General features: G+C 39.0%; 24 protein-coding genes and 1 pseudogene. 21 read left to right on the plus strand and 4 right to left on the minus strand.

Annotated features, from left to right (window positions below; all coding sequences use genetic code 11):
- Positions 1-5: 5 nt before the first annotated feature.
- Positions 6-1,718: an Rqc2 family fibronectin-binding protein gene (locus tag FPQ13_RS02185; RefSeq protein ID WP_144087674.1), complete on the minus strand. Its 1,713-nt coding sequence runs from the start codon at positions 1,716-1,718 to the stop codon at positions 6-8.
- Between the two features lie 199 nt (positions 1,719-1,917).
- Here FPQ13_RS02185 and FPQ13_RS02190 point away from each other — a divergent pair, with 199 nt between their 5' ends.
- From FPQ13_RS02190 to FPQ13_RS02260, 15 genes are all read left to right on the plus strand, one after another.
- A complete protein-coding gene (locus tag FPQ13_RS02190; RefSeq protein ID WP_144087675.1) occupies positions 1,918-2,796 on the plus strand; it encodes a YicC/YloC family endoribonuclease in 879 nt (292 codons plus the stop codon).
- 89 nt (positions 2,797-2,885) lie between these two features.
- Positions 2,886-3,146, plus strand: a complete 261-nt coding sequence (gene remA, locus FPQ13_RS02195) for an extracellular matrix/biofilm regulator RemA (protein WP_144087676.1) — start codon at positions 2,886-2,888, stop codon at positions 3,144-3,146.
- Between the two features lie 11 nt (positions 3,147-3,157).
- On the plus strand, positions 3,158-3,778 hold the full coding sequence (gmk, locus tag FPQ13_RS02200; protein WP_144087677.1) for a guanylate kinase: 621 nt from the start codon (positions 3,158-3,160) through the stop codon (positions 3,776-3,778).
- Positions 3,778-3,969 carry a DNA-directed RNA polymerase subunit omega gene (gene rpoZ / locus FPQ13_RS02205; RefSeq protein WP_144087678.1) on the plus strand — a complete coding sequence of 64 codons (192 nt, stop codon included), beginning with the start codon at positions 3,778-3,780 and terminating at the stop codon, positions 3,967-3,969. The genes gmk and rpoZ overlap by 1 nt, the downstream gene beginning before the upstream one ends.
- A 259-nt stretch (positions 3,970-4,228) precedes the next feature.
- The gene (gene coaBC, locus FPQ13_RS02210; protein ID WP_144087679.1) at positions 4,229-5,425 is read left to right on the plus strand and encodes a bifunctional phosphopantothenoylcysteine decarboxylase/phosphopantothenate--cysteine ligase CoaBC; all 1,197 of its coding nucleotides are present in this window, start codon (positions 4,229-4,231) and stop codon (positions 5,423-5,425) included.
- A gap of 2 nt (positions 5,426-5,427) precedes the next feature.
- Positions 5,428-7,839 (plus strand): primosomal protein N', encoded by a 2,412-nt coding sequence (gene priA, locus FPQ13_RS02215; RefSeq protein WP_144087680.1) that lies wholly within the window; start codon positions 5,428-5,430, stop codon positions 7,837-7,839.
- 33 nt (positions 7,840-7,872) lie between these two features.
- A complete protein-coding gene (fmt, locus tag FPQ13_RS02220) occupies positions 7,873-8,808 on the plus strand; it encodes a methionyl-tRNA formyltransferase (RefSeq protein ID WP_144087681.1) in 936 nt (311 codons plus the stop codon).
- A gap of 4 nt (positions 8,809-8,812) precedes the next feature.
- Entirely contained in the window at positions 8,813-10,150 is a 1,338-nt protein-coding gene (rsmB, locus tag FPQ13_RS02225) for a 16S rRNA (cytosine(967)-C(5))-methyltransferase RsmB (protein WP_144087682.1), read from the plus strand.
- A gap of 38 nt (positions 10,151-10,188) precedes the next feature.
- A complete protein-coding gene (locus FPQ13_RS02230) occupies positions 10,189-10,950 on the plus strand; it encodes a Stp1/IreP family PP2C-type Ser/Thr phosphatase (RefSeq protein WP_144087683.1) in 762 nt (253 codons plus the stop codon).
- A complete protein-coding gene (gene pknB / locus FPQ13_RS02235; RefSeq protein ID WP_144087684.1) occupies positions 10,944-12,944 on the plus strand; it encodes a Stk1 family PASTA domain-containing Ser/Thr kinase in 2,001 nt (666 codons plus the stop codon). The genes FPQ13_RS02230 and pknB overlap by 7 nt, the downstream gene beginning before the upstream one ends.
- A gap of 15 nt (positions 12,945-12,959) precedes the next feature.
- Positions 12,960-13,847 (plus strand): ribosome small subunit-dependent GTPase A, encoded by an 888-nt coding sequence (rsgA, locus tag FPQ13_RS02240; protein WP_144087685.1) that lies wholly within the window; start codon positions 12,960-12,962, stop codon positions 13,845-13,847.
- Between the two features lie 3 nt (positions 13,848-13,850).
- A complete protein-coding gene (rpe, locus tag FPQ13_RS02245) occupies positions 13,851-14,498 on the plus strand; it encodes a ribulose-phosphate 3-epimerase (RefSeq protein ID WP_144087686.1) in 648 nt (215 codons plus the stop codon).
- Between the two features lie 18 nt (positions 14,499-14,516).
- On the plus strand, positions 14,517-15,155 hold the full coding sequence (locus tag FPQ13_RS02250) for a thiamine diphosphokinase (RefSeq protein ID WP_186279519.1): 639 nt from the start codon (positions 14,517-14,519) through the stop codon (positions 15,153-15,155).
- Between the two features lie 37 nt (positions 15,156-15,192).
- Positions 15,193-15,270 (plus strand): stage V sporulation protein SpoVM, encoded by a 78-nt coding sequence (spoVM, locus tag FPQ13_RS02255; protein ID WP_144087863.1) that lies wholly within the window; start codon positions 15,193-15,195, stop codon positions 15,268-15,270.
- Between the two features lie 251 nt (positions 15,271-15,521).
- On the plus strand, positions 15,522-15,743 hold the full coding sequence (locus tag FPQ13_RS02260; RefSeq protein ID WP_144087688.1) for a hypothetical protein: 222 nt from the start codon (positions 15,522-15,524) through the stop codon (positions 15,741-15,743).
- Positions 15,744-15,880: 137 nt separating this feature from the next.
- Here FPQ13_RS02260 and rpmB read toward each other — a convergent pair whose 3' ends face one another.
- Positions 15,881-16,069 (minus strand): 50S ribosomal protein L28, encoded by a 189-nt coding sequence (gene rpmB, locus FPQ13_RS02265; RefSeq protein ID WP_144087689.1) that lies wholly within the window; start codon positions 16,067-16,069, stop codon positions 15,881-15,883.
- A gap of 197 nt (positions 16,070-16,266) precedes the next feature.
- Between rpmB and FPQ13_RS02270 the strand changes: the two genes are divergently transcribed.
- Together FPQ13_RS02270 and FPQ13_RS02275 are read left to right on the plus strand one after the other, a co-directional pair.
- Positions 16,267-16,626, plus strand: coding sequence for an Asp23/Gls24 family envelope stress response protein (locus tag FPQ13_RS02270; protein ID WP_144087690.1), 360 nt, complete (start codon positions 16,267-16,269; stop codon positions 16,624-16,626).
- Between the two features lie 35 nt (positions 16,627-16,661).
- Positions 16,662-18,332, plus strand: coding sequence for a DAK2 domain-containing protein (locus FPQ13_RS02275; RefSeq protein ID WP_144087691.1), 1,671 nt, complete (start codon positions 16,662-16,664; stop codon positions 18,330-18,332).
- A gap of 69 nt (positions 18,333-18,401) precedes the next feature.
- Here the strand turns inward: FPQ13_RS02275 and FPQ13_RS02280 are convergent.
- Positions 18,402-18,488 (minus strand): annotated as a pseudogene (locus FPQ13_RS02280) (IS3 family transposase); the annotation flags it as partial.
- A gap of 113 nt (positions 18,489-18,601) precedes the next feature.
- Between FPQ13_RS02280 and FPQ13_RS02285 the strand changes: the two are divergent.
- Together FPQ13_RS02285 and FPQ13_RS02290 are read left to right on the plus strand one after the other, a co-directional pair.
- Positions 18,602-19,480: a hypothetical protein gene (locus tag FPQ13_RS02285; RefSeq protein WP_144087692.1), complete on the plus strand. Its 879-nt coding sequence runs from the start codon at positions 18,602-18,604 to the stop codon at positions 19,478-19,480.
- Complete coding sequence (locus FPQ13_RS02290) at positions 19,440-20,003, plus strand: FtsX-like permease family protein (RefSeq protein WP_144087693.1); 564 nt, start codon at positions 19,440-19,442, stop codon at positions 20,001-20,003. Before FPQ13_RS02285 ends, FPQ13_RS02290 begins: the two co-directional genes overlap by 41 nt.
- A gap of 56 nt (positions 20,004-20,059) precedes the next feature.
- Here FPQ13_RS02290 and FPQ13_RS02295 read toward each other — a convergent pair whose 3' ends face one another.
- Positions 20,060-21,319: an NCS2 family permease gene (locus FPQ13_RS02295; RefSeq protein ID WP_342778562.1), complete on the minus strand. Its 1,260-nt coding sequence runs from the start codon at positions 21,317-21,319 to the stop codon at positions 20,060-20,062.
- Positions 21,320-21,485: 166 nt separating this feature from the next.
- On the opposite strand from FPQ13_RS02295, the gene sdaAB reads away from it, so the two are divergent.
- Together sdaAB and sdaAA are read left to right on the plus strand one after the other, a co-directional pair.
- On the plus strand, positions 21,486-22,148 hold the full coding sequence (gene sdaAB, locus FPQ13_RS02300) for an L-serine ammonia-lyase, iron-sulfur-dependent subunit beta (RefSeq protein ID WP_144087695.1): 663 nt from the start codon (positions 21,486-21,488) through the stop codon (positions 22,146-22,148).
- A gap of 27 nt (positions 22,149-22,175) precedes the next feature.
- On the plus strand, positions 22,176-23,066 hold the full coding sequence (sdaAA, locus tag FPQ13_RS02305) for an L-serine ammonia-lyase, iron-sulfur-dependent, subunit alpha (RefSeq protein WP_144087865.1): 891 nt from the start codon (positions 22,176-22,178) through the stop codon (positions 23,064-23,066).
- Positions 23,067-23,068 lie beyond the last annotated feature (2 nt).

Here is a 23,068-nt window from a genome sequence, read left to right on the forward strand (position 1 = left end):
CTGTTTTATAATTCTTTCATTCTTAATTTCTCAATTTCGCTTTCAACAGGTGTTACATAAACCGTCTGTTGGTTGTCATACGTGACGAATCCTGGTTTTGCACCATTTGGTTTTCGGACGTGTTTCACTTTTGTGTAATCTACCGGCACAGAGGAAGAGTGTTTCGATTTGCTGTAAAAAGCTGCAATCGTCGCAGCTTCTACAATCGTTTCTTCGCTTGGACTCGATGATTTAATAATGACATGTGAACCGGGTATGTCTTTTGTGTGTAACCAGATATCTTCTTTATCTGCTTGACGGTTCGTTAAGTATTCGTTTTGTTTATTGTTTCGTCCAACATAGATCTCTGTACCATCTGTCGCTTGGAAACGATCAAAATGAATAACTTTCTTCTTTTTCTTTTTGTTTTTCGTAGATTTTCTCTTTAAATAGCCTTCATCTTCAAGCTCAGCTCGGATATCTTCCAGATCTTCTTCACGAGCATCTTCAAGCTGTTGAATCAACCGATCCAAGTAATCGATTTCTGTTTCAGCTTTTTCAATTTCTTGTGTAACAACTTCTTTTGATTTTTTTAGTTTCTGATACTGTTTAAATAATTGTTGTGCATTTTCACTGGCTGATTTATTCGGGTTTAACTCAATTGAGATTTCTTTTTGATCTGGATCATAATAATCAATTACCGTAACTTGACTGTCGCCAGGTTTTACAAGATGCATATGAGCAGTCAGTAATTCACCATATTTTTGGTATTGTTCAGCATCTTCAGCTTTTTTCAATGTTTGTTGCTGCTTTTTAATTTTTCGTTCGTTTTTGCTTCGTTCATTTTTAAGTAAACGCATGATATCGTACGTCAATCCCTTGACACGATCACGTTCAGCTTTTCCTTGATAAAAAGTATCGAGCATCTCACTGACTGTTTCGTATGAGGTAGTCGGTTCTTCTAGCTGTACGTTTTTCAACACATGAAAATCTTCCTTTTGACCACGTCCTATATGTGGATAAAAATCGTTCTCCATTAATTGAGTTTGAAATCGTTCAAAAACTTCAATATATTTCTTTTCATCTCCTAGATAAGCGAGATTTGCAATCGATTGACTAACCAAAGGAGAAACGCCCATCAGAATAGATAGGATCTGACGGTCAATTTTACCTGTATTAAAGTCTAGTTTTTTGACAAACTCTGCTGGGTCAAGCTTTAACGGATTGATCTTGCCTTGATCAGGTGGAAAGATATACGTTTGGCCAGGTAACAGTGCCCGGTATCGATTTTGTGAAAATCCAATATGTTTCATGGATTCAAGGATTACATTTCTACTCGGATCGACTAACAAGATGTGACTATGTTTGCCCATTAATTCAATGTACAAGTCGTAATCTAGCGAGTCACCAATTTCATCTTTGCTTGTTACTCTGATTTTAATGATTCGTTCCATACTAATTTGCTCAACAGATTTAATGAAACCTGAACCTAAGTATTTTCTTAATACCATGCAGAACAATGGTGGTTCTTTTGGGTTCGTATATTTCTCATTTGTTAAATGAACCCGAGCATAATTCGGGTGCACAGAGAGTAATAAGTTTTTATTTTGACCATTTTTTCGAACAGTAATGATTAATTCATGTTCGGTTGGTTGATGAATCTTTGTCATGCGTCCAGTGACTAATTCAGTTGAAAGTTCTTCGACTAACGCGTAAGTGACGATTCCGTCTAATGGCATAAAAAAACACCTCTTTTCTTTCAATAGTGTATCATGAACAATGGCTGAATAGAATGTGTGAGCCTTTGTAGAACAAAATTAATAATGTTGTATAACTGCATCAAATGTAAAATTGAAAACAATCATCACTCGAAACAGTTGAAAAACTCTTTTCATTAGTGCAAGAATAATAAGAGATGAAAAAGGTAAGGTGATTCAAATGATTAAAAGTATGACAGGTTATGGTCGCTTTGTTTCACATAATCAAAAAAGACAAATCACCATCGAAGTAAAAACAATCAATCATCGTTATTTAGACATTTCATGTAAAATTCCTCGTGAGCTTTATCCATACGAAAATGAATTGAAAAAACAAATGAAAGCCGAGTTGAGCAGGGGAAGAGTCGATGTCTACATAGCTTGCAATGGAGAACAACTGACAGACAAAAAAATGCAAGTAGATTGGGATCTATTTGATCAATATCTTAGAAGCATCGAAGCCATTCAAGAGAAAGGAAATATACAAGGCTCTCTATCTATCGAACATATTCTTTCTATGGAAAATTTATTTTATATCGAAGAACCTGATGTATTAGATGAGCAACTGCTGAAGACAATCAAAGATGGTATGCAAGAAGCACTTCAGCAGGTCATAGAGATGCGGACTACTGAAGGTGAAGCGATTCAAAAAGATTTCATCAACCGTATTCAGTCATTGAAAAGCTATACAGTCCAATTAGAGGAGCATGCGAAACGGTTAGAAACAGAACAATTCAATTCTTTGAAAGAGAAATTAGAAAAGATGCTTGAAGGGCAAGGTATCGATGAAGCACGAATTGTTCAAGAAGCCGCTATTCAAATAGAAAAAGCGGATATAGCAGAAGAATTGACGAGACTTCATTCACATATCGAACAATTTTTAGAAGCGCTAGATAAGAACGGGTCAATTGGTCGTAAGCTTGATTTCATCGCACAAGAGTTGTTAAGAGAAGTGAATACGATCGCTTCAAAATCAATTCTCTCTGAAGTTAGCCGAATAGCTGTTGAAATGAAGAGTGAAATAGAGAAAATCAAAGAGCAGGTACAAAATATAGAATAGAATTTGAGTTTTTAGTTGTTTTTAGCGTATAATAGGTATATTCACAAAAAATACAAGAGGATATATTGAACTAGTTAGGGGAGTAGAGAATGAATCTGAAACTGATTAATATTGGATTTGGTAATGTTGTGTCAGCAAACCGAATCATTTCCATCGTTTCACCAGAGTCGGCTCCAATTAAACGAATTATTACTGTCGCAAGAGATGAAAATAAACTTGTTGATGCAACATATGGTCGTCGGACGAGAGCGGTTATCGTTACAGATAGCGATCATGTTATTCTATCTGCTGTTCAGCCAGAAACAGTCGGTGGACGAATTGATAATGACGATATGAACGGAGATAATTAGGAGGAACGTTTGTGGAAGATGAAAAAGGAATCCTGTTTATTCTATCCGGTCCATCCGGTGTAGGAAAAGGAACGGTCAGAAAAGCTTTATTTGAACAAGATCCCGCATTGCAATATTCAATTTCTGTTACAACCCGTAAACCGCGAGTCGGTGAAACAAACGGTGTGGATTACTTCTTTAAGAGTAAAGAAGAAGTCGAGGAAATGATTGAGCAAAATGAACTAATTGAGTATGCTGAGTATGTAGGAAATTATTATGGAACACCGAAAGCTTATGTGGAAGAAACACTTAAAGCGGGTAAGGATGTATTTTTAGAAATTGAAGTGCAAGGTGCCATGCAGGTAAAGAAAAACTTTCCTGAAGGTGTCTTTATCTTTCTGTTCCCACCAAGTTTAGAGGAACTAAAAAACAGAATTATCGATCGTGGTACAGAGACGGAAAATTTAGTGAAGAATCGCTTGTTGGAAGCTAAAAAAGAAATTGATATGATGGATGAATACGATTATGTCGTCGTGAATGATCAAGTGAAAAAAGCTGTTTCACGTATTCAATCAATTGTCGTGAGTGAACATTGCAAGAGAGAGCGAGTTTCTAAACAATATAAAAAAGCATTAGGAAGGGTGGATTTGTAATGCTCGAACCATCTGTAGATAACTTATTGAAAAAAATCGATTCTAAATATGCAATCGTAACAATTGCCGCACAACGCGCTAGAGAACTTCATCAAAAGGAAAACTATATGGTTGAAAATCCAACATCTAAAAAATGGGTTGGAATTGCACTGGAAGAAATTCTAGATGAAAAATTGACAGTCAAACAGTAAGACGATTGATAGACCCGGCTTCTCATTTACAAGAGAAGTCGGGTTTTTTGATGGAATATCATCTAGTGGAAACAGATATTCGATTCACGTATAATTGTAATAGTTTCTAAAGAACGCATACTGAAATGAGTTCTTTTATCTAATTGTTCCAAGACGTTATGATAGAAGTACAATAATGTTCTTCATGTACGGTATAGACTGTTGATTAAGATGATGATTCTAAAGCTTAATTGAATCGTATATAAACGGAGGTTATCACATGTTAAATGGAAAAAAGGTTCTGTTAGGTGTTTCCGGCGGTATCGCTGCCTACAAAGCGTGTGCATTAACAAGTAAGTTAGTCCAACAGGGAGCCGATGTTAAAGTAATTATGACAGAAGGTGCAACAGAATTTGTCCAACCGCTTACCTTCCAAGCGTTATCGAGAAATCCGGTTTATACGGATGCATTTGATGAAAAAAATCCTGAGAAAATTGCCCATATTGACTTGGCAGACTGGTCAGATCTTATTATATTGGCACCAGCTACGGCCCATTTACTGGGCAGAATAGCGAATGGTCTAGCTGATGACATGTTGACCACTACGCTGTTGGCGGCAACGTCACCTGTTTACGTTGCACCTGCGATGAATGTTCATATGTATGCTCATCCATCTGTCAAAAAGAATTTAATTGAACTTGAAAAAATGGGCTACCGTTTTATTGAACCAGGGGACGGCTATTTGGCATGTGGTTATGTAGGAAAAGGCCGCTTGGAAGAACCAGAACGCATTATTGAAGTCATTAATAACCATGAAAAAAAGACAGAAGTGATGAAAGGTAAAAAAGTTCTAATTACAGCAGGACCTACGCAAGAAATCATTGATCCGGTCAGATTTTTTACAAATCACTCATCTGGAAAGATGGGCTATGCCTTAGCTCAAGCAGCAAAGGATCTCGGAGCTGAAGTCACTCTCATATCTGGACCAGTTTCCTTAGCTAAAATTGCAGGTATCCGAACCATTGATGTGCAGTCAGCAGATGAAATGTATCAAGCTGTAATAAAAGAATTCCCTGAACAAGATTTAGTCATTAAGTCAGCAGCAGTAGCAGATTATCGTCCAAAGCAAACTTCTGATCAAAAGCTGAAGAAAAAAGATGGTGACCTTGTCATTGAACTTGAACGTACCCAAGACATTTTAGCAACACTAGGTAAAGAAAAAACGAATCAATATTTGGTTGGGTTTGCTGCGGAGTCAGAACAACCATTGACATATGGAAAAGAAAAGTTAAAACGCAAACAACTCGATGCCATTGTCATTAATGAAATCGGTTTTCAAAAAGGATTTCAATCAGATCACAATGAAGTTGTTTTTTATACAAAGGATGAAGAAGAACACCGGATTCCTTATGCAACGAAGAAAGAAATTGCAGAAAAATTGATGCAATTAGTTAATCGAAAAATGACGGAGGAATAAGCATGGCGGTAGCAAAGGTCGTCATCGATGTTGCAGCAGCAGCAATCGATTCTTTATTTGACTATGAGATCCCAGAAAATCTAGAAGGTAGTGTGCAACCAGGAGTTCGTGTCATCGTGCCATTTGGACCACGAAAAGTAATGGGATTTGTAACTGAACTGACAAATGGAAGTCAGTTTGAATCATTAAAAGAGATTATTAGTGTTATGGATCACACACCTGTTTTGACGAACGAATTACTCGATTTGTCTAAGTGGTTACAAGAGGAAACTTTGTGCTATCGAATTTCCGCTATGCAAGCAATGCTACCGGCAGCTTTTAAGGCAAAGTATAAAAAGGAAGTTTGGTTGTTGGCCGATGAAGACGAACTTCCTGATGTTTGGAAGATTGCTGCAGAAGGACGAGAAGTATTTCCTTTTGAAGAGCTAGAAAAACATCAAATACCTGCAAGCCAAGTAACTAGGATGGTCCAAGAAGGACTCATTGATGTGAAATATAGCGTGAAAGGCAAGAATCGGATAAAAAAGGACACATATATCGAATTGGCTGTCGGTGAACATGAGTTGCTATTAGCGATTGAAGACTTAGGTAGCCAAGCGAAGAAGCAACGGTTAATATTAGAATTTTTTTCAAAAAAACCACAGCCGATTTTACTGAATGACTTAATAAAAAAGCTACAAACGACGAAAAGCCCGATAGATCAACTGATCGATAAGCGGATTTTAAAACGTGTGAAAAAAGAAGTCTATCGGGATCCTTATCAAAAAAATACGACCGAACGAACTAAACCGTTATCGCTGACCGAACAACAACAATCAGCGATTGAACCGATTCATACTTCGATTGATGAAAAAAGGCATGAAGTATTCCTATTGCATGGTGTGACAGGTAGTGGGAAAACAGAAATCTACTTGCAATCCATTCAGCGGGTAATGGATGAAGGAAAAGAAGCGATTGTGCTTGTACCAGAAATCTCTCTCACTCCCCAAATGGTAACTCGGTTCAAGGAACGATTTGGTGGAGAAGTAGCCGTTTTACATAGTGCGCTATCCCAAGGTGAAAAGTATGATGAATGGCGAAAAATCCAACGAAAAGAAGTAAGTGTTGTTGTTGGTGCGCGGTCAGCTGTGTTTGCTCCTTTTGAAAATTTAGGCATTATTATTATTGATGAGGAACATGAGACAAGCTATAAACAAGAAGATTATCCAAAGTATCATGCGCGTGAAGTGGCAAAATATCGAGGACGTGTACACCAATGTCCCGTTGTTTTAGGAAGTGCAACACCGACGTTGGAGTCTTACGCAAGAGCCTCAAAAGATGTCTATACATTACTTGAGCTAAAAGATCGTGTGAATGATCAAGATCTTCCGCGCATTGAAATCGTTGATATGCGAACAGAGTTGGAAAAAGGAAACCGCTCGATGTTTTCTGAATCATTGACCGAGAAAATTCAAGACCGTTTAGATAAAAATGAACAAATCGTTCTACTGTTGAATCGTAGAGGATATTCATCGTTTGTCATGTGCCGAGAATGTGGCGAAACGATACAATGTGAACACTGCGATATTTCGATGACATACCATCAAAGACAACATAAATTGAAATGTCATTACTGTAATGCAGAACGGGGTATGCCAAAAACTTGTCCGAATTGCGAAAGTGATGCGATCCGATTTTTCGGAACAGGGACACAAAAAGTAGAAGAGGCATTGAAAACTCAGTTTGAAAAAGCACGTGTCATTCGAATGGATGTGGACACGACATCGAGAAAAGGAGCTCATGAGAAATTACTTGGCCAATTCGGACGTGGTGAAGCGGATATATTACTTGGAACCCAAATGATTGCCAAAGGACTCGACTTTAAGAATGTGACACTTGTTGGTGTAATTGCAGCCGATTCAATGCTTCATTTGCCAGACTTTCGTGCAAGTGAACGTTCATTTCAATTATTGACTCAGGTCAGTGGCCGGGCAGGACGTCATGAATTACCTGGAGAAGTGGTCGTCCAAACCTACACGCCGGATCATTATTCCGTCGTATTGGCAAGTGAATACGATTTTGAAGGTTTTTTTCAGCGAGAAATGAACTTTCGAAAACAGGTTGGTTATCCACCATATTACTTTATGGTATTGATTAATTTATCGCATGAAAATCACGTACAAGTGAATCAAATGGCCAATGAGCTAGCCAACGAGTTAGCCAAAAATTTATCACAAGAGTCGATTTTGTTAGGCCCAACTCCGTCGCCAATGCTACGGATTAAGGATCGCTATCGTTATCAATGCATGATAAAATATAAGCGAAAAGAAGAAGTTGATTACGCTCTACGAAGTGTATTAGAACACTTTAAAAAAGAAGTGAATCAAAATAAACTTCAAATGACGATTGATTTTGATCCATACTACTTTATGTAAATGAGTAAGAATAGACTTGAAGAGGAGTATTATATGACGAAAAAAATTGTGTTTATGGGTACACCCGATTTTAGTGTTCCTATATTGAAGATGTTAATTGATTCAGATTACGATGTAGTAGCAGTCGTTACTCAACCGGATAAACCGAGAGGAAGAAAACGACAAATGACACCTTCTCCGGTGAAGGCGTTTGCCTTGGAACATAGTGTGCCGGTTATTCAACCGGTAAAGATTCGAACAGATTTTGAGGAAATTTTACAATACGAACCTGACCTTATTGTTACAGCTGCCTACGGACAAATTTTACCGAAAGAATTATTAGATGTACCTCCTTTTGGTTGTATTAATGTACATGCTTCCTTGCTTCCTGAGTTACGTGGTGGAGCGCCGATTCACTACGCCATCATGCAAGGCAAAAAAGAAACAGGCGTTACCATTATGTATATGGCGGAAGGAATGGATACGGGCGATATGATTAGTCAAGAGGCTATTCCAATCGAAGAGAACGATCACACCGGAAGTCTTCATGATAAGTTATCGATTGTTGGGGCAGGCTTATTGAAAAAAACCTTACCAGCAATATTCTCAAATGAAGTGAAAGCGACACCACAGAATCATGAAAATGCGACTTATGCATATACGATTAAACGTGAAGAAGAGAAAATAGATTGGCAAAAGACGCAAGAAGAAATCTATAACCATATCCGTGGTCTTCACCCATGGCCAGTCGCCTATACAACTTACAAAGATCAAACGATAAAGATTTGGTGGGCTGAAAAGGTCGAACAAACTTCAAATGGAAAACCAGGTGAAATCCTTCGAGTTGAAGATGGATTATTCATCGGAACAGCTGATGGAAAGCAACTGAACATAACAGAGCTTCAGCCTGCAGGAAAAAAACGTATGAAAACAGAAGATTTTTTGCGTGGCAGTAAGGATTACTTCACAGTAGGTGAGCAGTTAGGATGATAAGATGAAGAACGTGCGAGAAATTTCACTGGATCTATTGCTGAAAGTCGGCGACCAAGGTGGATTCAGCCACTTGTTGATCAATCAAGCGATACAAAAGAATCAGCTTAGTCAAGAAGACAAAAACTTGATGACAGAACTCGTTTACGGCAGTCTGCAATGTAAGCTGACGCTTGAGTATTTTATAAATCATTTTACGAAAAACAAAAAGACGGATTCATGGGTATCATGGTTGCTCATTTTATCGTTTTATCAAATGATTTATTTGGACAGAGTACCAGATCATGCAGTCATCAATGAAGCAGTGAAAATTTCTAAAAGACGTGGACATAAAGGTATTTCTGGATTTGTTAATGGTGTACTTCGAAACTTGCAACGACAAGGACCGCCTGATATTAAAAATATTCAAGACCGAGTGAAAAGACTATCCATCCAAACAAGTCATCCAACTTGGTTGGTCAAACGATGGATTGATGCATATGGATATGACACAACGGAGCAGATGTGCTGGTCTAATATTGAACGTAAAAATGTTTCTGTTCGTGTTCATCCATTGCGTACGACAAGAGAAGAAGCTTTGTCGATTCTTTCTGAGGAAAATATTGAGGCAAGACCGTCTGACTTGTCTGAACAAGGACTCGTCATCAATTCTGGCAATATATTAAATAGCCACTTATTTCCTGATCAGTTAACGATTCAAGATGAAACTTCTATGCTCGTATCTGAAATGGTCAACCCTTTACCTGGAATGACTGTCCTTGATGCTTGCAGTGCGCCAGGAGGAAAAACGACGCACATGGCCGAAAAAATGAATAATGAAGGCGTTATCTATGCGTATGATTTACATGATAAGAAGATAAAGCTAGTAGAAGAAAGAGCTAAGCAGCTAGGTTTATCGATGATTGAAACAGAAGCGTTGGATAGCCGTCAATTGCCGAATCGTTTTGAAGCGTTCAGTTTCGACCGAATCCTTTTGGATGCACCATGCTCTGGTCTTGGTGTCCTACGAAGTAAACCAGATATTAAATACGCAAAGAAGGAAGAAGATATTTTATCGCTGGCTAAGATTCAGAAAGAGTTATTACAAGCAGTTCTACCTTTATTAAAGCAAGATGGTAAACTTGTTTATAGTACTTGCACGGTAGATCGTAAAGAAAATGATGAACTCATTGCACAAGTGATGGAAGAAACAGATGAATTTGAGATTGATCAAATGTTTTTTGAAGAATTACCTGAGTCTTGTAAAGACTTATCCGGCTTAACACCTTTTGGTTTACAACTATTTCCTCATGATTTTGCTGCCGATGGTTTCTTTATCACGCGAATTAAACGAAAAAAATGATAGTAAAATGAGTAAGATATGAGAAATGAGGTGCAGAAATGACTGCATATTTTAAATCAGACCGAGGAAAAGTACGTTCAATCAATGAGGATGCCGGTGGGGTTTTTAAACATCCTACAGGTCAACTTCTCATTGTAATTGCAGATGGAATGGGTGGACATAATGCTGGTGATGTGGCTAGTCAAATGGCCGTGTCCCAGTTACATAAAAAATGGGATGAGACATCAAAGATTTCATCCATTGAAGTTGCGAGCACATGGTTAGAACAAACGATTCAAGAAGCTAATCAAAAAATCTTGAACTATGCTAAAGAAAATGTAGATTGTGAAGGAATGGGGACAACCTTAACTGCTGCAATTATCTTTAATAATGAAGTTGCTGTTGGACATATCGGTGATAGTCGGCTTTATACAATTAATCATCAAGAAGTCGTCCAGCAGACAGAGGACCATTCTTTTGTTCATGAGTTAGTTCGTAGTGGCCAATTAACGATGGAAGAAGCTGAAGTTCATCCTAAGAAGAATGTTTTAACCCAAGCGGTCGGAACAGAAGAATCTTTGGATGTGCAATTACACACCTTCTCACTTAACGAAGACAAACCCTATCTTTTTTTATGTACGGACGGGTTAACGAACAAAGTTTCCGAGAAGGAAATTCAGGAAGTCATTTTGCAAGATCGTAAAACGGAAGATAAGCTTGATGAACTAATTCAATTGGCAAACGACCGTGGCGGCGAAGATAACATATCTTTGCTGTTATGGGTAGATGACGGGGACGAAGAAGGTGTTTCAACGTGTTAACAGGAAAAATCCTAAACGAACGATATAAAATTTTGCATACAATTGGCGGAGGCGGAATGGCAAACGTCTATCTAGGTGAAGATTTAATCTTGAACAGGGAAGTTGCCATTAAAGTCTTGAAGATGGAGTATTCCAACAACAATGAGTTTATCGAACGATTCAGAAGAGAAGCGGAATCAGCCATAAGCTTATCGAATGATCATATCGTCAATATATTCGATGTGGGAGAAGAAAATAATGTTTATTATATGGTTATGGAATATGTTGAGGGTCATACATTAAAGGAACATATTCAAAATAATGGCCCGTTATCTGCATCAGATGCAGTCGCGATCATGCTCCAACTGACATCTGCATTATCTCACGCACACACGAACGGAATCATCCACCGCGATGTCAAACCACAAAATGTCTTAATGGATCAGTATGGTAATGTGAAAATTACGGACTTTGGTATTGCACGCGCGCTTAGCTCCACACAGTTGACGAAAACGAATGACGTACTCGGTTCTGTTCATTATTTGTCTCCGGAGCAAGCTAGAGGTGGAACGGCAACAAAGAAATCAGATATTTATTCACTTGGCATTGTATTGTTTGAATTGTTGACCGGAAGATTGCCTTTTTCTGGTGAATCAGCTGTTTCAGTAGCATTAAAACATATGCAAACAGAGACACCTTATGTAAGAAGTTTCCAACCAAGTGTTCCTCAAAGCCTAGAAAATGTCGTGTTGAAAGCGACCGCAAAAAATCCACTTCACCGTTATCAATCAATTGATGAAATGGAAAGTGATTTGAAAACAGTATTGAATACAGACCGTCAAGACGAAGAACGGTTTATCCCTCCGGTTGAAGAGGGAGAAGATACTAAAGTGATGCCAGTGGTTCCTCCAAATATGAAGTTTGAAGAGGAAGACGGAAAAACAATCGTCAATTCCGAGCAACAAGCAAAAGACAAACCGAATAAAAAATCAAAAAAATGGATGATATTTTTAATTTCATTCAGTGCACTCGTTGTAATCGCAGCAATCATCGCTCTGTTTGTTTTACCGAAAATGTTGATTCCTGATGATATAGAAATTCCAGATGTTGCTGGCAAAACATATGAAGAAGCCTTCAGTGAATTGACTGACTTGGGTTTGGAAGTTGAACGAGATACAGTGTATGATGAAGAGATTGAAGAAGGCCTCGTTGTCAAAACTTCACCACGTGCAGGTAATACGGTGAAGGAAGGTGCGACAGTTACTATTGTGACAAGTATGGGGCAAGAAAAAATAGAATTCCCAGATTATGTCGGCAGTTCGTTTGAACAAACTAAAAAACTTCTTGAATCAAACGGTTATCAGGAAGTAATCGGATATCGGAAGGACTCTGACAAGCCGGAAGGGGAAATTATTGCTCAAATTCAACCTGAGCCAGGGGAAGAAATCATTCCGGAAAATACAAGGGTTATTTTTGATGTCAGTAACGGGCCGCCTACTGTAAGCCTTCAATCTGTTGAAGGATGGTCGCTTGAAGATGTACAAGACTATGCAAAAACAAATAATTTATCCTTAGTAACCGAGGAAGAATTTTCAGACGATGTGCGTGAAGGTAGAATAATACAACAAAGCCCTAGCTCGAACACAGAGCTGGAAGTAGGGGATGAATTCCGTGTCGTCGTTTCTAAAGGACCGGATTTGAAACCAGTGACGAAGACTGAAACTTTTGAAGTTGTATATGACCCACCTGAGAGTGAACAAACACCAGACAACAACGAAAACAGTGAAGATGAAAATAGTGAAAATGATTCTTCAAATGATCCGATTGGGCAAGAAGTCGTCATTTATATTGGCGATGCCAACAGAAACATTAATAATGTTTTTCATGAAGAAACAATCTATGCTGATACGACGTATGAGATTGAATTGACGGTTAATCCGGGTGAAAAGGCTAGCTACCGTGTCGTAAGAGATGGGGAAACGTATATCGAACAATCGGTTCCTTATGAAGAATAAAGAAAGGGTGAACAGATGAAGGAAGGAAGAATCATCAAAGCGTTGAGTGGTTTTTATTATGTACTCTCCGGAGATCAGTTGATTGAGTGTAAAGGCAGGGGTTTATTCAGAAAACAAAAAATTACGCCACTCGTCGGTGATCGTGTCAAAGTTGAAGTTCAAGCGGATGGGACAGGGACAATCGTTTCTGTTGATGAACGCATCAATGAGCTCATTCGTCCGCCAGTTGCCAATATCGATCAAGCTGTGATTGTTAATTCACTCGCAGAACCAGACTTTAGCCCATTGTTACTCGATCGATTTTTGGTGCTTATTGAACATAAAGAAATTAAACCATTGATTATTTTAACGAAAACCGACTTAGTCAAGGAATCGAAACAAGAGTCGATTGATCAATTTATGAGTGATTATCGTTCACTCGGCTATGATTTATTGACGTTTTCAAAAGACGATCCGGCCAATACAATCTATGAAGCTGTCCAGCCTCATTTAGCAGACAAAATTAGTGTCATTGCTGGGCAGTCCGGTGTCGGTAAATCCACTTTTTTAAATGTGCTTGATGTTTCTTTACAACTGGAAACCGGAGATATTTCGAAAAGCCTCGGTCGAGGTAAGCATACGACAAGACATGTAGAATTGTTCTCAATAGCCGGGGGATTAATTGCTGATACACCAGGATTTAGTTCACTTGAATTCTCTGAGATTGAATTAGATGAATTACGCTATTGTTTTCCTGAATTCGTCGAATTGCAAGATGAATGCAAGTTTCGGGGCTGTATGCATATGAAAGAACCCAAATGTGCAGTGAAAGCTGCGGTGGATACAGGAGATATTCCTGCGTTTAGATACAAACATTACAAAACTTTTTATGAAGAAATTAACTCTAGAAAGCCGAGGTATTAATCTATGGTTAAAATAGCACCTTCTATTCTTTCAGCTGATTTCGCTAAATTAGGGGAAGAGATTAAAGAAGTAGAGTCTGCAGTAGATTATATTCATGTCGATGTAATGGACGGTCATTTCGTGCCGAATATTACCATTGGACCATTGATTGTCGATGCCATTCGACCAGTTACCGATTTACCATTAGATGTACACTTAATGATTGAGAATCCAGAACACTATATCCAAGCGTTTGTCGATGCGGGTGCTGATATTATCACCGTACATCAGGAAGCTTGTCCACACCTTCATAGAGTCGTCCAGCAAATTAAACAAGCCGGTGTCAAAGCAGGCGTCGTCATTAACCCAGCAACTCCTGTTGAATCGATTGAATACGTACTGGAAAACGTAGATCTTGTGTTGGTCATGACTGTCAACCCAGGTTTTGGAGGACAGTCATTTATTCCAAGCGGACTAAATAAAATAAAGCAACTTTTTGATTTACGTTCTGAGCATGGTTATTCATATGAAATTGAAGTGGACGGTGGCGTTAATCAAGATACTGCAAAACAATGCATTGATGCAGGAGCTGATGTTTTGGTCGCTGGAAGTGCAATTTTCAACAAAGAAAACCGTATAGAAGCCATCAAAGCCATTAAAGAGTCGTTGTGATTTTGTATGAGTAACTCTTTGCAAATAGGAATTGTTGCAGGCGGACCGGTAGAAAAAATCCCGAATTTTGACGATTATCCATGGATCAATTTTTGGATTGGTGTCGATCACGGAGCTCTTTATCTAGCTAAACGTCAAATGGAAATTGATTTGGCTATCGGTGATTTTGATTCGATTTCTCAAGTAGAACATGAAACCATTCAAGCACATGCAAAGACGTTCAAACAATTTCCTGCTGATAAAGATTATACAGATTTAGAATTAGCCATCGATGAATCGATTGATTTAAAAGCGAGTAATGTATGGATTTTCGGTGCGACAGGTGGCCGTTTAGATCATGCTTGGGTTAATATGTTTTTGCTTAAAAAGCTTGCTCAAGTAAATATTGCGGCCAAACTCGTCGACCGACAAAATCAACTGTCACTTCATTATCCAGGTACTTATTCTATAGAAAAAGAGCAACAATACCCTTATGTTTCATTCCTTTCCATTACCGAGCAAGTAGAAGACTTAACATTAGAAGGTTTCCGGTACAATCTCGACGGTGAAACGATAACATTTGGATCCTCGTTTACCGTTTCGAATGAATGCATTGAAAAAAAGTGTACTTATTCATTTAGTAAGGGCATATTATTAGTTATAAAGAGTCGGGATTAAGCAGGAATGTGGATCGGTAAGGAATAGGAGGGGGAAAATGAAATTTTATACGTTTAAACTCCCACGATTTTTAGGTGGCATAGTTCGTGGGGTCATGAATTTATTTAAAAAATAATAATGGTGTATAACGAACTTATCTATTCTTGTAAAATTAATTGGTTGATGCTCATTTGTGAGTTTCAACCAATTTTTTTCGTTTAACTGGACGGGCTGAGCTTGGTGGATCGCTAAAGCTGAGATGTTAAGCACGTCAGTTCAGCAGTTAGGCGTCAAACTTCAGCGGTGAGTTGTGACAGTTCAGCAGTTGAGCGTCGAACTTCAACAGTGAGTCGCATCAGTTCAGCAGCTAGCAGGTAACCTTCAGCAGTGAGGCGCGCTAGTTCAGCAGCTAGGCATCAAACTTCAACAGTCATATGCAACAGTTCAGCAGTTGAGCGTCGAACTTCAGCAGTGAGTCGTGTCAGTTCAGCAGTTAGACGTCAAACTTCAGCAGTGAGTCGCGTCAGTTCAGCAGTGAGCCTCGTCAGTTCAGCAGTTAAGCGTCAAACTTCAACAGTGAGCCTCGTCAGTTCAGCAGTTAGGCATTAATCTTCAGCAGTTGAGAGTCGACCTTCAGCAATTAGCCGAACATTTTTAATGTGCATTTAAAAACCAATTTTAACCACAAAAAAAGCAGCCTTCGATGAATGATTGATTCATTCGAAAGCTGCTTTTATCGAACATGATTAAACACGTTCTACTTTACCTGATTTTAGAGCGCGAGCAGAAACGTATACTCTTTTAGGTTTACCGTCAACCATGATACGTACTTTTTGAACATTCGCTTTCCAGCTACGTTTATTGGCATTCATTGCGTGAGAACGCTTATTACCAGTACTTGTTTTACGTCCAGTAACTTGACATTTACGAGCCATTTTAAAATCCCTCCTGCTATTCGTGAATTCATACTCATATAATTTATCACATGCAACACTAGATTTCAATCGAAAAATAATGGAATATCAAGAAATTTAACTTGACAGAAGACCTATTGTACAGATAACCTTTTAAAAGAGAATGCGATATAGTAAAATAGCTGTAGTTTAGGTGCTTTATAAAAGGAGGAGTTTACGTGTCAGTTGAGATCACGAATGAATATGGACATGTAACAATATCAAAAGAAGTCATTTCAACAGTTGCTGGGGGTGCAGCGACAGAATGCTATGGTATTGTTGGAATGGCCTCCAAAAATCAATTCAGAGATGGACTTTCAGAGATATTAGGAAAAGAAAATTTCTCTAGAGGTGTCGTCGTTACAAATGATGAAGGAGACCTGACGATTGATATGTATATCATTGTCAGCTATGGCACAAAAGTATCAGAAGTAGCTCATAACGTACAAAATCAAGTGAAATATGCTTTGAAACGAATGATTGGCTTGAACGTTAAAGCTGTGAATATTTATATTCATGGCGTACGAGTAACGGGATAGTTGATAGGATTGGATTTAAGGGAGGAAATAGAACCGTGGCTATACAGAAATTAAACGGAAAAGATTTTGCACAAATGGTTCTTATGGGTGCGAATCATTTGTCGAATCAATCACAGATGATTGATTCATTGAATGTTTTTCCTGTTCCGGATGGAGATACAGGTACAAACATGAATTTAACAATGACTTCTGGAGCAAAAGAAGTTGAAAAGGTTACAGAGGATCATGTTGGTGAAGTAGCTGCTTCATTTGCAAAAGGTCTATTGATGGGAGCTCGTGGAAATTCTGGTGTCATCTTGTCACAGATATTTAGAGGATTTTCCAAGAGTGTTGAAAGTAAAGAAAGTTTAACGGTGAGTGATTTAGGAGAAGCACTTGAAGCAGGTGTTGAAACAGCGTATAAAGCTGTAATGAAACCGGTCGAAGGGACGATTTTGACTGTCGCGAAAGATGCTGCTAAACAAGGCACAATCACTGCAAAAAACACCGATGACGTCATTGAATTTATCGAAGAGGTTTTGAAAGAAGCAAAAGCTTCACTAGACCGCACACCTGACTTGCTTCCTGTGTTAAAAGAGGTCGGTGTAGTCGATAGTGGTGGACAAGGTCTCGTTACGGTTTATGAAGGCTTCTTAGCTTCATTGAAGGGTGAAGAATTGCCTCAGACGAGTGCTGCTGCTCCATCCATTGATGAGATGGTCAGTGCTGAACACCATAAAATGCACCAAGACTTTATGAATACGGAAGATATTGAGTTCGGTTACTGTACTGAATTTATGGTTAAATTTGAAGAGGATAAACTAAAGGATCATCCTTTTGATGAGGAAGAATATCGAAACACATTAAGCGAGCATGGTGATTCATTATTAGTCGTTTCAGATGATGATGTTGTGAAGGTACATATTCATACCGAGTATCCTGGTGAAACGATGACGATCGGACAAAAATATGGAAGCTTGATCAACATCAAAATAGAAAACATGCGTGAACAGCATACATCTATTGTCGGTGAAAAGCCGAAAAAAGAAGAAAAACCTGCGAAAAAGATTCCTTTGGGCATCGTAACTGTAGCGATGGGAGAGGGAATTAAAGAAATGTTTGAAAGCCTTGGTGCAACAGTTGTCATAGAAGGTGGACAAACGATGAATCCAAGTACACAAGACATCGTCGAGGCAGTAGAGCAAGCGAACGCTGAAAACGTACTTATTTTACCTAACAACAAAAATATTGTCATGGCAGCAGAGCAGGCTTGTGAGCTAGTTGATTTCCCTACGAAAGTAGTCCCGACAAAAACGGTACCACAGGGAATGAGTGCTATGCTGATGTTTAATCCAGAAGGAGATTTGGAAGCGAACCAAGCAGAAATGACTGAGGCAACGAATCACGTCAAAACGGGTCAAGTGACTTATGCTGTCCGTGATACGTCGATTGATGGCAAAACAATCAAAGAAGGCAACTTTATGGGAATCCAAGATGGGGATATAGAAGCTGTCAATCCAGATAAAATGGAAACCGTTAAAGAATTGCTTAAAAACATGATTGATGATGAAGAAGATGAAATCGTCACGATTCTTCAAGGTGAAGAAGCGACAGATGAAGAAGTCGAAGCAATCGAGTCCTTTATCGAAGAAGAATACGATGAGATCGAAGTTGAAATCCACAAAGGCAATCAGCCGATCTATTCATTTATTTTCTCAGTGGAATAAGAAAAATGAAACAGCGGGTGGATGAACTGCTACCCGTCAAGTAGACAATGAAAATAAGTCAAATTAATCCTAAATGGCCTTCGTCCGATATTCAATTGGACTAAGGCCATTTAGTCCTTTTTGGTACCTTTGGTGATTGTAAAAATGAATGTATTTGAAGCGGCTTCTTTCAGATCTACAAAGGTGTCGTGCTTTCTGTTAGGAAATAATACTCCTCGCTCTTTAATATACCGAAAAAACCGACGTATCGGGAAATTATCAAGAAAGGGATGACAAGTGAAGAAGCCTTCGATCAAGGAGAAGACGTTGTTATACTCGATCCTGTTGATACCATAGATTTTGAGGAAAGGGATATCGATTTGGCATCCAGTCCGCTCGGAATCTATCAATTTTCTCCGGTATACGGGAAAGATGAAAATGGCAATGAGGTGGAATTGAAACCGACCTTGACACCGGGAAGTTTTATTACTCCCCCGGCTAAAGGTGTAACGAATATCGAGAGTTCTGTCCTTGTCAAAGGTGATCAACCGATTGATGCAATCCGGATTAAAGTTGCTGGAATTACGGGTTACACGGATGAATCAATCCAGAAAATTGATGCCATCACTGATGAACTGGAAGAGATAGGTCTCATGGTGACCAAGATTGCAGGGTCATCACCGCAAACGATGGAAATGGACGTTGAGAATATCGGTACAGTCAAAGAATCGTGGACGACTTTAGGAGCAGCTGGAACTATTATCTCTGAGTGGAGTTTGACCAACCTGCTTCTTGGCTTATTGTTTGTCTTAGTTGTGTTAACTTACATGCTGAATCGTTCACATTTTTGGTCTGTCGTTAATAAAAAAGACATTCTTTTGTATCAACAAATGGGTTGGTTAAATCGTGATATCAGACGAATTGGAAAACAAGAGAATCTATTATTGATATTGGCGAGCATCGGAATAGCCGTTCCTTTTGTTGTGGCAATCCCTGCTTTTTCAGTCATGGAATGGGATTTACTTTTCTTATTTATTTGTTCAGCGATTTCATTTCTCATTTTCATGCTTGTAATGAATCATTACTATACGAAACAAATCACCAGTTCAAAAGGGAAGAAGCGAATGAATGGTGAAGAAAATCAAAAGAAAAAATTCTTTAGTCAGTAAAAACTTAGCTTTTTATCAAAAACATATTCGGACAACCTTTGTACAACTGTTTTTGGTCAGTAGTTTAAATTCAATTGTTTATTTGGCGTTAACAGGTACGGTGACGACGACCAATGTAACCGCATTAGGTGAATTTGTTAATGTCCAGATTAATGCTTGGCATACAATCATCCTCGTAGTTACGTATATTCTAGGAATAATCACCTTGTTAGAAAGTAACTATTCTTTATTAAGAGAGCGGGAAAAAGAAATTACAACCTATCTCTCAATTGGGTGGAGTTTAAAAGATATATCCCGCTTATTATTAAAAGAAATTGCCATTTGGAGCTCAGTGGCCGTTGTATTGGGGATGATCTTAAGTACGTTTGTCTACGCTATTTTATTTTCGATTAGCTTAAGCCATATCATCTTAATTATAGGTGTTTGCTTGGTATTGTTTAGCGTAGTCATGTTCATATCTAGAATCTTTATCGAAAGGTTATTGCGCAGGAAACATATCAAAACAAACAGTCTATCTGCTTAAATGTCTATCCTAATTAGACTATAAGAAAGCACCTCAAATCCCTGAGGTGCTTTCTTTTACATCGTTGCCTTGACGATAAACTCCAAAACAAATAATCCGGCAATCACCCATAGAATCGGAGTGGTTGCTTCTTTATTTCCTGTAAAATATTTAATTAATGGGTAAGCGATAAACCCAAATGCCATTCCATCAGCAATGCTGTACGTAAATGGAATCATGAACATGATCAAGAACATCGGAAAAGCTTCCGTCAGATCATTTACATTAATGTGTTTAATGTTTTGCATCATTAGCACACCAACGATGATTAAAATCGGACTGATTGCATTTGCTGGAATCATGCTGATGTAAGGGATCAGTAAGATGGTTGATAAAAAGAGTACACCGGCAACGACACTTGCCAGGCCTGTTCGTCCTTTCGCGGCAATTACTGCGACGTTTTCTGCAGCCGGGATTGTCGGTGATGTACCGAAAAAGCCACTAAATAAAGCAGCGATAGAAGAGCTTTTACTGCCTACTTTATATCGCTCAGGCTTTTCGAGCATGTCAACCTGTCCTTGTAGAATGCCAATTGTTTCGAAAATCAAGACAAGGGCAAGGGGCAAAACAGCTGCCCAAAATGTGATTTGACCAATGTGATGAAACTCGGGTGCAATCCATCCGTCTGTTAAGCTACTGAGTGAAATGGTAATCGGCTCCTGTTCTGAAAGTCCGAATACGAAAGTAAGCATCGTACCAACAATCATTGTAATCAAAAAGTTCGCTGGTACATTTTTAACAAATAAAAGTACACCAATGAGTAACGTCACTAAACTCACAATGACATATGGTGAAGAAAGATCACCTAGAGAAATGATGGAATGATTCCCACTGACAATGAGTTGGGCATTTTCCAATCCAATTAATATTAAAAATAATCCTAAGCCGATTGTAATACCATGTTTCAACGTATTCGGAATTGCACGGCTTAAGTACGAACCCATTGGTGTAAAAGCGGTAATAACGAAAATTAGACTTGCAATGACCACTACACCTAAGCCTTCTCCATACGAATAATCATATTGTTGAACGATGGAGTAGGTGAATAACGCATTGACACCCATGCCAGGTACGATGATGAGTGGCAGCTTTGCCCAAATCCCCATCAATATACAACCGAGTGTACTCGCTAGAATAGTAGCAATCATACCGAATTCCATATCTAATCCAGCGTCTGCCAAGATAGCGCTATTGACGACGACAATATAGACAGTCGTTAAATAGCCAATTAAGCCGGCAGAGATTTCACGTATCCAATTTTTATTTAGTCTATTCATCATTTTCCTTCTTTTTTATTAACCCTCGACCCACCCGGGATGAAACCCAAGAGACATTATATAGGTACGTAGACTAGCTTTGCAAATGATTTTGTTTATATAAGGTTGGGCTTTTCCTTATTTCTTGGTAAAATAGAAGTAAGACAATAAGTAAGGATGGTGCCTTATGAAATTTAGATCGGTTTTTGATGTGATTGGTCCGGTAATGATTGGTCCGTCAAGTTCACATACAGCAGGAGCTGCTAGAATTGGAAAGATGGCTCGTCAATTATATGGACGTCAGCCAAAATGGGCCAAAATCCATTTGTACGGTTCTTTTGCAAAGACGTATCAAGGCCATGGTACGGATGTAGCCATTGTAGGTGGTTTATTGGATTTTGATACATTTGATGAGCGCATTAGAAAAGCTTTTGAATTAGCAGAAGAAGCGGGGATGTCTTATGAATTCATCGAAGAAGAAGGAGCATCAGATCACCCGAATACTGCACGTATAAAAATCGGAGACGATGAAAGCGATTTCGAACTTGTAGGCATTTCGATCGGTGGAGGTAAAGCCGAAATTACAGAAATTAATGGTTTTGAACTACGATTAAGTGGTGAAAACCCGGCGATTCTTGTTTTGCATAATGATCGACATGGCGCAATCGCTTCCGTGACAAGCGTTTTGGCCGACAATAAAATTAATATCGGTCATATGGAAGTATCTCGTCGTGATATAGGAAAAGAAGCAATGATGATTATCGAGACAGATCAGCGTATTCCAGGCGAGGTTATGGAAAAGCTTGAAGGCTGTGATCATATTTTAAATGTCATTTCTATTTCGGAATAAAACAGATAGAGGGAGGGAAGCAGCATGTTGTTTAAAAACGTAAGTGAATTAATTGAGGCAACCAAGGAAAATAATATCTCTATTGCTGAAGTTATGATTCGACAAGAAGTTGAAGAAACCGGAAAACCACGGGAAGAAATTTTTGCGGAAATGGGACGTAACTTGGACATCATGGAAAAATCCGTAAAAGATGGATTAAATGGTGTGAAATCGACTTCTGGCTTAACAGGTGGCGACGCTGTACTACTGAAAAATTATATGGAAAAAGGCAATACATTATCTGGTGAATTAGTACTCGATGTCATTAGTAAAGCCGTTGCAACGAATGAAGTGAATGCAGCGATGGGCACGATTTGTGCAACACCTACCGCTGGAAGTGCGGGATGTGTTCCGGGTGTGTTATTTGGTTTGAAACCAAGACTGAATCCGACACGAAAGCAAATGATTAACTTTTTATTCACAGCGGGTGCTTTTGGCCAAGTGATTGCCAATAATGCGATGATCTCTGGTGCAGCAGGCGGCTGTCAGGCAGAAGTCGGATCAGCAGCGGGAATGGCCAGTGCAGCTGCTGTCGAAATGGCGGGCGGAACTCCTCAGCAGTCAGCTGAAGCAATGGCAATGACACTTAAAAACATGCTCGGTCTTGTGTGTGATCCAGTTGCAGGATTGGTTGAGGTGCCTTGTGTGAAGCGAAACGCGATGGGGTCGTCCCAAGCCATCGTATCAGCCGATATGGCTTTAGCAGGCGTAACGAGCCGTATTCCGTGTGACGAGGTCATCGGAGCAATGTTTAGAATCGGAAAATCAATGCCGTCGACCCTTCGAGAGACTGGTGAAGGTGGTCTTGCGGCAACACCAACAGGAAGAGCACTTGCAGCGAAGATTTTCGGTCCTGCTGCAGCATCGAAAGAAGGGTAACA

The organism is Allobacillus salarius (assembly GCF_007559425.1).
GTDB classification, from domain to species: Bacteria; Bacillota; Bacilli; order Bacillales; family Alkalibacillaceae; genus Allobacillus; species Allobacillus salarius.

Coding starts and splice junctions, on each gene's coding strand:
- spoVM (WP_144087863.1), top strand. CDS start 15,193: ATGAAATTTTATACGTTTAAACTCCCACGATTTTTAGGTGGCATAGTT.
- coaBC (WP_144087679.1), top strand. CDS start 4,229: ATGTTAAATGGAAAAAAGGTTCTGTTAGGTGTTTCCGGCGGTATCGCT.
- FPQ13_RS02230 (WP_144087683.1), top strand. CDS start 10,189: ATGACTGCATATTTTAAATCAGACCGAGGAAAAGTACGTTCAATCAAT.
- FPQ13_RS02295 (WP_342778562.1), bottom strand. CDS start 21,319: ATGAATAGACTAAATAAAAATTGGATACGTGAAATCTCTGCCGGCTTA.
- remA (WP_144087676.1), top strand. CDS start 2,886: ATGAATCTGAAACTGATTAATATTGGATTTGGTAATGTTGTGTCAGCA.
- priA (WP_144087680.1), top strand. CDS start 5,428: ATGGCGGTAGCAAAGGTCGTCATCGATGTTGCAGCAGCAGCAATCGAT.
- sdaAB (WP_144087695.1), top strand. CDS start 21,486: ATGAAATTTAGATCGGTTTTTGATGTGATTGGTCCGGTAATGATTGGT.
- fmt (WP_144087681.1), top strand. CDS start 7,873: ATGACGAAAAAAATTGTGTTTATGGGTACACCCGATTTTAGTGTTCCT.
- rpe (WP_144087686.1), top strand. CDS start 13,851: ATGGTTAAAATAGCACCTTCTATTCTTTCAGCTGATTTCGCTAAATTA.
- rsmB (WP_144087682.1), top strand. CDS start 8,813: ATGAAGAACGTGCGAGAAATTTCACTGGATCTATTGCTGAAAGTCGGC.
- rpmB (WP_144087689.1), bottom strand. CDS start 16,069: ATGGCTCGTAAATGTCAAGTTACTGGACGTAAAACAAGTACTGGTAAT.
- rpoZ (WP_144087678.1), top strand. CDS start 3,778: ATGCTCGAACCATCTGTAGATAACTTATTGAAAAAAATCGATTCTAAA.
- rsgA (WP_144087685.1), top strand. CDS start 12,960: ATGAAGGAAGGAAGAATCATCAAAGCGTTGAGTGGTTTTTATTATGTA.
- FPQ13_RS02285 (WP_144087692.1), top strand. CDS start 18,602: ATGACAAGTGAAGAAGCCTTCGATCAAGGAGAAGACGTTGTTATACTC.
- FPQ13_RS02190 (WP_144087675.1), top strand. CDS start 1,918: ATGATTAAAAGTATGACAGGTTATGGTCGCTTTGTTTCACATAATCAA.
- FPQ13_RS02185 (WP_144087674.1), bottom strand. CDS start 1,718: ATGCCATTAGACGGAATCGTCACTTACGCGTTAGTCGAAGAACTTTCA.
- FPQ13_RS02290 (WP_144087693.1), top strand. CDS start 19,440: ATGGTGAAGAAAATCAAAAGAAAAAATTCTTTAGTCAGTAAAAACTTA.